Origin of the sequence: Cytobacillus sp. NCCP-133 (assembly GCF_026011715.1) — a bacterium.
GTDB lineage: Bacteria > Bacillota > Bacilli > Bacillales > Cytobacillaceae > Cytobacillus.
Map to the genome: position 1 here is coordinate 225895 of NZ_BRVM01000003.1, position 10498 is coordinate 236392.

The window sequence follows — 10498 nt, forward strand, 5'->3', positions numbered from 1 at the left end:
CTTTTCAGCCACTCTTTATCAAGAATAACTTCAACTCTCTGCTTCATCACTATTTATGATACGGTTCACCGTAACGTTGGATAGGGTAAAATGATAAATGGAGAGGAATAGTCCTCTCCAGAATTTTCAGTAATTTGTCAGTTTTAATACGTTCTACTATATTTTAACCCTTACCTTTTTAACTCTTACTCTTTCTCTTAATGAAATACTCTCTTGTACTCTCTGAGAAATTTCTGTATATAAATCCACTTCCTCTTTAGTATGTTCAAGTGTTACAACTAATGCATATTTTTGAGGACTGACTTCTTCTGTAGCCCATTTACTTTCACATCTTACTACCAAATAATAAGTATCTCCATAATCTAATGGGTTTGAAGCTGTAAAGGTAGATTTTTGGACAGTGCATTTTTCTCTTACTGTAGGTGTTGGAATTAACTTGCAATTATTAGCACTAGGTACCCTCTCATCTAAATCTGTATCAACTTGATTTTTAGGTTTAAAAAAGTTTACCACTTCATCAATGCCTTTTCCTCGAATTAATCTATACGACATAGTGATACCCAAATAATCTAATCGTGTATGTCTAGTAGGTGGGTCAAATGCTAATGTTGCACATATAAATCTCTTACCTCTAACTTCATTAAAATCCTTTGGTATAGGAACTTCGAATATATGAAATTTATCTAATTCAATTGTTGTTTCAGCAAAAAGAGTAACTCTTTGATTATTGGATGTTAAAAACCTTTCTACCTGAGCAACACCATAACCATACATTTTAAGAAGTTCATCTTCAGTAAATGTATCATCTATACCTTTAGGATATTCAGCAGAATGTACTAAAATTGCTCTTACTAGATTAGCAGAAGCTCCTTTAAAAACATTTAATATTCTTGAAGCTTTATAAGTTGAAACAGGAGCCGCAAAGCTTGTGCCGATATCTGTGGTAAATAATTCATTGGGCAGTTCTTTAGAAGTGCTTACAACAGAAAGTGCCCTATCTACATTTATTCTGCCTATTAGACCATCAAAAATGAGATTTCCACCATATTCACATAATTCAGGTTTAATGGACCCTTGTACTCCTGGTCCTGTACGAGTAAATGGTGATGGATGATTTTCTTTCCCTATTACTCTTGCATCTACCCTGGTCTCTTTACGAAACAAATTTACAGTTGGACCACTTTCAAAAGCACAGTAGGAACCGACTGTTATTGCTAGAGCTGCACTTGCAGGGTCAATAATCCTTGCTTTTTCATCGAAAAGATAAGTTGGATACTCAGACAGCACATTCTCTTCTATCTCCCCATCATAAAAGTAGTTACCTGCTGAAACTATTACTACTATGTCTAGTTCTCTTATTAACTCATCTAAAGTAGCTGCCCAATATGTTTGTTTTCCTTCTACATAAGGTTTTTCACTATCCCCTAAAGAAATATTAAAGATTCTACATCCATACTCATGATAAAAATAATTTATAGCATCTCTCATTTGAGTCGTGATTAATTTTTCATCATCAAAAGAATTATATTCATTTGTAACCCTTGCACTGAACAGCCTTGCTTGAGGTTTAAAAACACCATCATTAATACATTTTAAAACGTCACCATATAAAGCTAAGCCACTAACTTTAGTCCCATGTCCCTCTTTATCCGTAGGTTCACCAATCTCAGTAGGAAATGAGACTGAGTCTCCAAGTGCTGGACCAATCATAGGATGCCCTTCCATTACTCCACTATCAATTACACAAACTCCTGTACTTTCTGGGTCGGGTGGGATAACTTCTGGAAATGAGTCAATCGTTAAATTGCTTATTTCTCTAGGATTAAAGTATGGTTTAGGCGGAATATCGATTAAACGAACAATACTATCCTCTAATAAAATTTTAACAAGTTCACCAGTTAAGTTTGCACGTAAAACGACTATGGATTTCCCGATATAATTATCTGTTACACGGCCTTGGTTTGTTAGTATTATTTTTCTAACTTCCTCTATTTTTTCATTACACAGCTGTCTTGAACCCAAGTGCCAAAGCTCAATATCAACCCAATATGTATCATTATTCTTTATTTCAATTTTACTTAATTTAGGACCAATCCTGTCTTGTGGGGTTAATGTCGAAACTGTTTCAATATTAGCAAAGACTTGATTATATGATGGGTGTTTATTTCCTTCCTTCGGTCCATTTTGATATTGTGCCAATCTAGCTCTAAATTCAGTTAACTCTTTATCAGAAGCAAAAAGAATAAGTGCATTATTGGAGTCTTCACCAATTACTTCCAAATCGCATTTCCTTAATTCATCTGCTTGAATTTTATTAGCATAACTTATTTTAAGAATTAGTTCTGGATTTAATCCTTTTGTTTCATTTTTCTTTGTTTCATTGAGCAGCTCCACAACATCATTATTTATTTTTGTGGCATGCGTATTATAATTTCTAGATGAAGCATTACCAAATCCATGTTTTCGTCTGTCATATTCAACATCAATTCTTACCAATGGAAGATTATTAAACTCCGTCAAATCCTACTCCCCTCCTTTGTATATTCTAATCCTTTGCTTTTGCCTCTTTATTGAATCCATAATCACAGATGTGTTTAATGACTGAATATCATGTAATAAGCAATATTTTATGGCATCATGACAGGCACGTTCTATCTCGGCATGACTAAAACCATCCATTTCATCAACAATTTTTTTTGTGTCTAGGTTCCCTAAAGAAAAACTAGCAGTTTTCTTTCTAATTAATTTAGAAATGTCTTCTTTATTAGGTTTACCGAAATAGATAACTTCATCAAATCGACGCCAAATCGCTTTATCTAGAACATCTTCATGATTTGTACAAGCTATTATAAGGCTATTTCCATCGTAGTTATCAATTATTTGAAGAAAGCTATTTACTACCCTTTTTAATTCACCATGTTCATTTGAGTCATTTCGACTTTTACCAATAGCATCAAATTCATCAAATAACATGACCCAAGTATCTTTTGCTACAAAATCGAATACCTTTCTTAAGTTGGTAGAAGTATCACCCAAGTAAGAAGAAATAATTGAATCAAACCTGTTATAAATCAGGTTTAAACCTAATTCTCCCGCCAAAGCTTCTGCACAAAGACTTTTTCCACACCCTGGTGGACCACAAAATAATATCTTTGTTTTAGGTTTTAAATTATATGATTTAAGAAGTTCAGACCTCCAAAATTCTTCAATTATCTCGTTAATCATTTCTTCATTTTGTTGTGATAAAATAATATCGTCTAAATATTTTTGAGGTTTTCGAATATCAATTAATGGTATTTCATTATCATCTTTAGGCAAAGATACCATATCTGAAAATTTTCTAAATGTTCTAGAGATATTCATTTCTGCTTCAATTATTTTTTGTAATTGGTCTGCTAATACATTATGGTTTTTTTTACGTTCATCCCTTATAATTTCTAAGGATATTTCTTTAAACTTTTTATCCTCTCCACGTTGGTATGCTAAGAGTAGCTTTTTTAGCAAATCACCTCTCGCCATTGGTTACACCTCCTCCCTAACCTTTAAAAAAGCAAACAAGAATATTTTTCATAATAGCATTGGTTTATGTAAATTATATCAGTTGTAAATAAGCTTATTAGCAGTATAAACAAGTATTTTTCATAGAAAACACAGTTTATAAAATAAGGATTTACTTTAGATTTAAATTTACTATCTACCTTTCAGTTCTATTTTACTAGATTAGGAATAATATTAAATATTAAATCTAGTAATTGGGGTGAAGGTCATGAGCAAATTCAAAACAGGACAAGCCGTTAAAATTAAGCACAATGGAAAGTTCGGACAAATTGTTTCTGGAATTAAAGAACGTAATAACAAGTATTCCGTGGTCATACGGAATAAAAACAGAGAAGTAGAAATTAACTTTTACCACAATGATGATTTAGAACATTATGAGAACAATTGTTGGAACTGTAATGCACTTGTTAATAGTTCCCAAGATGAAACTTGTGTAACCTGCGGTTTGGTAATATGTTCAATTTGTCACCGGTGTCGAAAAGGTGGCTGTATACCAAATGGTATTACAATAAACCAAAATAAACGGCCAATAAAGGCAAAGATTAAAAGAAAAACTGATAACAAGCAATTACCAGATTCAGACGGCTTGGGTTCTAGTTTGGGCAAAGAGTTTTGGGAAAGTATAGATAATATGTTAGAAAAGTAATATGTGTCTTTAGGAATGAGTCACGGTTGACCCATTCCTTATTATTTTATATCTTATGCTACAAATTTTTAACATAAGAGGAGATTGCTTTATAAAATTTATTCATGCAATCAATCATCTCTTCTTGAATTTGCGACCACGATTCTTCATTCGCTTTTAATCCACCCATATTAATTGTATACTTTATTCTAGACGCCCTTTTCTCATCAAGTCTTTCCCATTCTAATTTCTTTTGGAATGCATTTTCAATCGCTTCTTTGTTTTTGTAAAGCTCATCAAACATTTGCTTGTTCCGTTCCGTTCCTCGTCCCCTGTATCAATATAAAGCTCAACACCTTTTTTTTCATCAATCCAGATTAGAAATTATAACTTAGTCCTGCTTTACCCGCTCCAGTCCCTAACCACATATTCTTGGTTGGGTTCTTATTAATATGTAGATTTACTCACTTTATTTTGGCCATTGTTAATAACTGTTCCCAAAATCTAAGACGGAGAACATGCCTCTCAGCTAAGTCTTTCGTTTGTCGGCCAAAGTCTTTCGTTTCTTCATTAGGACCAGCAATCATCGTAAATAGTGGAGCTGGTTTTGAATCACCTATTCTATAAGCTGCAAGTTTAATTAAATAGAAGGAAACATCAACAGGTGTAGCCTCGTTTAACCATGTAATTGCATTAATATGTTCAGGTCTTGGCTCACTTACTATCCAGATTGCTGTCTTTGCATCCAAGTTACTCAAATATGTTAATATCTTTCCAAGATGGTCATGGTTTGTTGGTTCTAATTGGTTCTCAATAACTACTATATTACCGTCTGAATCCTCAGCAACAATGTCAACCTGAAAGGAAACAACCCTTCTCTCTCTTTAACAACCGTTAATTCCAAATTAATTAAATTTGAAATTAAATCAATATTATCCTCTAGCCAACTTGAGAAATCAAACTCCTCATGTTTCCAGATGGCCCTTAGTGTTACTGGTTCTAGCTTTCCAATCCCCATGAAATTTAATTCCTCCCAGTTTATTATGTTTCTTTTACTGTTACTCTAGTGTTTTTTGCAAAATAAAAATACACAATGTTGCAGATAGTTTGGCTTAGCCCAACTTTACATGGAGAGGCGGGTATGATAGCCCTGATTTGCTAAGCCAGCCCTTGTTACAGCTGGCTTTTTGGCTTAGTAGTCATGTCTGCAGAGGCTCCATGTCAAGTTGCAATTCTCTGCATTCCCCGCTGCACAACTCTGCATTTTTGAATTGCACAAAACAACTCTAGTAATATAAGTGTGAAATGTTCTCATTAATTTGTCGTTTTACTGACTGAAGTATTGATATCTGATTCTCTACCCACTCTATCCATTCGCTTCCTTGAAATGCTGGTTTACTTCGAAAATGGCCGCCTTCATCAATTAGAATTGAATAAGCGATGTAAGCATCAGCTTCAAGAACATATCTTTGAATCCTATCTATATCCTTCCCGATTTCACTCCATGAGGCTACTGGAAACTTCGTTGGAACTATATCTGTTCTCCTGTGAGATGGTTCATACTTAAATTCAACCGCTAATTCAATTTGCATGTCTTCACCTAAGACTACTAAATCAGCTCTTTGCTTAGGTAAAATGGAAAAATCATTGTGAACCTGTAATGGACAGTTGTATTGGTCTATAAGTTTGTTCATCATGGTTTGAACAGTCAGAACAATATCTCTTTCCACATAAAACTTGTAATTGTTATAATCTTTTCTTAATCTATTAATAGCCTCAAGAAATAGTTCTTCTGCTTTCATCTAGATTCCTTCCATATTTTTATGCCTCAATACTTTAGCAAATGTATTTTTTTTCATTTCCCTGTAGTTGTTCATATATTGGAAATACATTGCTACTTCTATGACATATCGATTCTCTCATTTATCGTTTCTAACCAAGTCTTAAACTAAATCATTTATATGCACCTTTAGTAAACCCTTAAGCTCCTGAATCGTTAATACATTATTCTTTCTACGATGTATCATTCTATGGCAGTTCGAACAAACAGGTACTAAATCTGTTTCTGGATTAATTTCAGTTTCTTCACCAATGGTATGAAGAGGCTTAACATGATGTACTTCTATAAAGTCTTTACCCCGTTCCCCATATACATTTTCAAAATTGAATCCACATGCTTTACAAGTTACGCCATGAATTTCAATTGCTTTCGCCCTATTTACTGGATTTCGCTCATAACGTGTTCCAAAATATTCTATGGTTTTCCCATCTTTATAATAGGATTCCTCTTGTGCACTCTCTGAATCAATATCATTATCCACTATATGTTTGAAAAACAATGACCTTTCTTCAAAGAAAAGTGGTTCTAAACTATTTTTTTTTTCTTTTTCCCATAATTCTTCACCAGGTCTGTCTGGCTTATAATGCATCATGGTAATATCGTCATTTTTAATAGTTGAAGCATAATTAAATAATAGCTGAAGCCCTATCCGCTTGGCAGGAGTTAATAACTGCTTTTTAGTGAGGTCTTCTATTGTACTTTTATTCACTAGCTTATCTTGGTCTAATACAAGGACATGGTACTGAAATGGCCCATGCTGTTGAGTATCAAAAAATGCCTTCACAGTTAGTATGTAATACTTTGTTCTTTTACCCTTAAGATATTTTTTGGCTGTTAAAATATCATTCAAGTTAATTTTGTTTGAGTTTGTTCCGATATTATTTTGCAATGTAAATGCCTTGTCTAAAAAGGCCGCCCAATCATCACAACTGAATACACTTTCTTTTTGTTCTGTAAAAAACTCATCCCACTTTGATGGAGGTAAGGTAGGATACCCCATTTTTGCTGCTACCCAAGTGAAAAAACCTTCTCCTGGGAGCCTAGTATCATGGTTCACCACAATTGCTGAAAGAGGAGGATATCCATGTTTGATACAACGCAAAGAAATTTCACCCAAAGGTTCATTAAGACGAATCGGTGTTATTACCCCACCTAATTTTTTACTGACTTGGTTGTACTCAATCACATCTTGATTTTTTGCATACTCAATTATTAATTCGCTTATCTTTTTAAGAATTGTTTCGTTCACAGTTAGACCTCCTTCTATAAAGGAAAAGTAGGAGTCAAATAAACTCCTACCTGTAATGTCATGATGTAATAGTGTTTTCATTTAATATGCTCTTAATCATCTTATCAATGTAAGTTTCTCTGTCGTCATTTTGGAAAAGAATGTGCTGTTCTTCCATCTGCTCCTTAGATAATTTGAGCCCTGTGGTTATTAAATCACTGTAATAGGTGTTAGCGATGGTAAATGCATTAAGAATAACATCTTTATCATTTAAGCGATGTTCCATTTCCTTAATATGGCGATAGAATTGAAGCTTTGCATCAGTTATTGAAAGGTTTCGGATACCTTTTGGGTCAGCAAATGTAATGTACTGCTTTTCTCCATGTATAATCCAGATAATGAAGTCTGGATAAAATCCACCCGCTTCGAAAAATCCAATTCCTCTACCTCGGCTTTGGTTTCGGAGCAGATATAGCTCTTTATCTTTAAAGAAATCCTTATTACGTTCATAGTGGGTCTTTAAATCTTGCACAAAACGGTATTCTCCTTCATTAAGCGGAACAGGTGATACCTTTATAGCTGCACCTTCTAGGGTAATCAATGGTTGATATAGGTGCTGTGAAAATGAAAAGGAGGTTAAGCCGCCAAATTCGATATCGCTTAACATGCTTTTCTTCAACGCATCCTTTAATTGCTTTAATTTAGTTATCATACTCGTATCACTAGTATCAACAGACACTTTATATTCGTCAAAGAAGTTGCTATCTGATTCAGTTAACTCATAATACTCCAAATGTGGTGCTTCCCACTCCTTCTTGGCATATAGATATTGTTTTTCGCAATACTTCTTTAATAGAACTAGAGCAATTTCTTCCCATCGTTTTACCTTGTTAAAGGAATCAAATACAAGTTCCTCTTTGGGTATTTCGATTTCATACCAATAATCATTAGATAATAATTTAATGATTTCTTCTTTAGATAAGCTTAGGTTATACCATGAACGCTCATTCTTAAATTTTTGCATCTCATAGTAAATATGGTCCATATCCATAAAGGCAATATGTTTTTCCGAAAATGCTTCTTTGTTTAAAGTTATTGATTGAGTTTCTCGAACACTTAACCTTTTAATTCGACTATCATGTATTTGAAGCTTTGGATACCAGTTAACGATTATCTTATCGTTACTTGATAATCGTTCTGATGGAGCAGAAAATTTTGGTTTTGGTCCTTGCTTTTTAAAATCGATACCATCTTTTAATCGTAAGACCTTTAACTTTAGCTTTCTTTTATGGTAATCCTTCAAAACGGGCAGTCGTATTTCTTCATAGTCGGTTTCCGTTTGGATACCTTCATCTTCTAGATATTCTTTAAATTGCTGCATGTAGTCAGCACGAATGCCAAAAATGTTTAATGTTTCAATAAAGTTAAGATATTTAGGAATATCAGGTACTTCACCCTTTAATGCTTCGCTTCGCTTTAAGCTAAAGTCATATCCTTTAAGGCGTACCCCACGGCCAAATAATTGGATGATTTGTGAACCTTCGCTTCTACCTAAATTCATTAATCCCATTGTGCTTACACGCCAACTACTCCAACCCTCAGTAAACTTTTTAGAGCCAATTAAAATATTTATGCCTGAATCTTTTTTATCAATTTCATGAAAATACGATTTTGAAAAATCTCTGTCGGTAACAAGAAGCTCTGTGTAAGTTGCACAAAGCTTACTAAGTTCATTCGAATCACCTACATTGATAACACCAAAAGGTTCATGGTCTCCAATACGAAGTGCTATTTCACCATCGACACCTTTTAAATTTTCTACACGTAACGTAGCATTAGATAGAGTTGAATTAAAAACGATTAAGAGAATTTCACGATAAACTTCTTCAGCAGACATTTGTTTGTCTAGAAGATACGGGAAGGAGTTACCAAATATTTCACTCCCTTTTCCGTCTAAAAGACCTGGTTGCCCGCTTAGAAGGCGTTCTATCATACTTATGCCTTCTTTACTATCCTTTACAAAACGAGCAATAAATAACAAGATGTCTGTTACATCAGATACTTTTCTTTTATTTTGGGTTCTCAGTGCATTAACGCTGCCACCTACAAAAACCCATAAAGGTTTAGCCACCATAAAAGGACGATAAGCTACTTCATTTTCACTATAAAGTTTTAACTGTTGATAAAAGGCTGTTAAACATGCTGTTAAATATAAATGACGAATATGTTCATCTTCATCATCCTGTAGATTTAAGATGCGATAATCTTTTCCATATCCATCGCTATAAAAATAACGATAGGAGTAATCAAATAAAATACATTTTGAATACTCATCCATTAATTTCTTATTACCTGATACAGCTTGTCCAAACGTTGCTGAATACTCAAAGGCAAATCCTTGCTCACTTAGCTTTTCTCTTTTATTTCTCCATTCATCACCAGATGAACCACGATGTCCTTCATCAACAAGAACAAGGTTATTCCCTTCAAATGCATCAATGGCAACCGTTTTTTCGCCCATTTCATCCTTTAGTTTATGAATATCAATTATTGAGATTTCATTTCCTCGGAATAAGCCTTGCATATTCTTATCAAAGAGCGCCGCTTGTAGCCCTGATACTTCAAACTCCCTCAAATGTTGTTTGGATAGGTCTTCACTTGGTGTTAATAGAATAACCTGTTCCAATTCATTGCGACGATGTTTGTTATAAAAATAATGTTTATATTGAAGTATATTTACATGCATCAGCAGCGTCTTTCCAGAGCCAGTTGAATTCCAAAATGCTAACTTTTTTAGGTCTGTAACATTGTAATAGTTAAGTTGCTCACCTTTTGATTTATCCTCATTAAATACATCAATAAATGCATTTAAGTCATTCAATAGTTTTTCTCTGTGGTTAAAGTAACGGTCTAGATAAATTTCCGTAAACAACAACGAAAGATATTGGAAATATTTCCACCTTATTTTTTTCTCTCTCTTTTCACTAATTGTAAGGGTATGACTTACGATGTTTTCATCATACTGTCTTAAGATATCATTACTTAGTTCTTCCCGTTCGACTAATTTCATAGTAAGTTGTTTATAAAACTGCGAGACATTATCAATGTCTAATTCTTCGAGGGAACTATCCTTCATGTCTTTTGTAAGGTGCTCAAAATCCTCCACTTCAAAGAGACGCAGCATAAACTGATTCAATATTAATTGGTCACTTAATTGAATCTTTTTGGTTGTCCCTCTAGGCATAAT

Annotated in this window: 8 protein-coding genes and 1 pseudogene; 1 reads left to right on the top strand and 8 read right to left on the bottom strand. The window is 33.8% G+C overall.

The window, feature by feature from the left end:
• Positions 1-156: 156 nt before the first annotated feature.
• Both NCCP133_RS06785 and NCCP133_RS06790 read right to left on the bottom strand, forming a co-directional pair.
• Positions 157-2520 (bottom strand): S8 family peptidase, encoded by a 2364-nt coding sequence (locus tag NCCP133_RS06785; protein ID WP_264804172.1) that lies wholly within the window; start codon positions 2518-2520, stop codon positions 157-159.
• 3 nt (positions 2521-2523) lie between these two features.
• Positions 2524-3519, bottom strand: a complete 996-nt coding sequence (locus NCCP133_RS06790; RefSeq protein WP_264804173.1) for an AAA family ATPase — start codon at positions 3517-3519, stop codon at positions 2524-2526.
• A 247-nt stretch (positions 3520-3766) separates the two neighbouring features.
• On the opposite strand from NCCP133_RS06790, the gene NCCP133_RS06795 reads away from it, so the two are divergent.
• Complete coding sequence (locus tag NCCP133_RS06795) at positions 3767-4204, top strand: hypothetical protein (RefSeq protein WP_264804174.1); 438 nt, start codon at positions 3767-3769, stop codon at positions 4202-4204.
• Positions 4205-4262: 58 nt separating this feature from the next.
• Here the strand turns inward: NCCP133_RS06795 and NCCP133_RS06800 are convergent.
• From NCCP133_RS06800 to NCCP133_RS06825, 6 genes and pseudogenes are all read right to left on the bottom strand, one after another.
• Positions 4263-4493, bottom strand: a pseudogene (locus NCCP133_RS06800) (DUF4268 domain-containing protein); the annotation flags it as partial.
• A gap of 154 nt (positions 4494-4647) precedes the next feature.
• Positions 4648-4941, bottom strand: coding sequence for a hypothetical protein (locus NCCP133_RS06805; RefSeq protein ID WP_264804175.1), 294 nt, complete (start codon positions 4939-4941; stop codon positions 4648-4650).
• 62 nt (positions 4942-5003) lie between these two features.
• Complete coding sequence (locus tag NCCP133_RS06810; RefSeq protein ID WP_264804176.1) at positions 5004-5201, bottom strand: hypothetical protein; 198 nt, start codon at positions 5199-5201, stop codon at positions 5004-5006.
• A 268-nt stretch (positions 5202-5469) separates the two neighbouring features.
• The gene (locus NCCP133_RS06815) at positions 5470-5985 is read right to left on the bottom strand and encodes a hypothetical protein (RefSeq protein WP_264804177.1); all 516 of its coding nucleotides are present in this window, start codon (positions 5983-5985) and stop codon (positions 5470-5472) included.
• Between the two features lie 141 nt (positions 5986-6126).
• Positions 6127-7272: an HNH endonuclease gene (locus NCCP133_RS06820; protein ID WP_264804178.1), complete on the bottom strand. Its 1146-nt coding sequence runs from the start codon at positions 7270-7272 to the stop codon at positions 6127-6129.
• A 58-nt stretch (positions 7273-7330) separates the two neighbouring features.
• The gene (locus NCCP133_RS06825; protein ID WP_264804179.1) at positions 7331-10495 is read right to left on the bottom strand and encodes a DEAD/DEAH box helicase family protein; all 3165 of its coding nucleotides are present in this window, start codon (positions 10493-10495) and stop codon (positions 7331-7333) included.
• Positions 10496-10498: the final 3 nt, after the last annotated feature.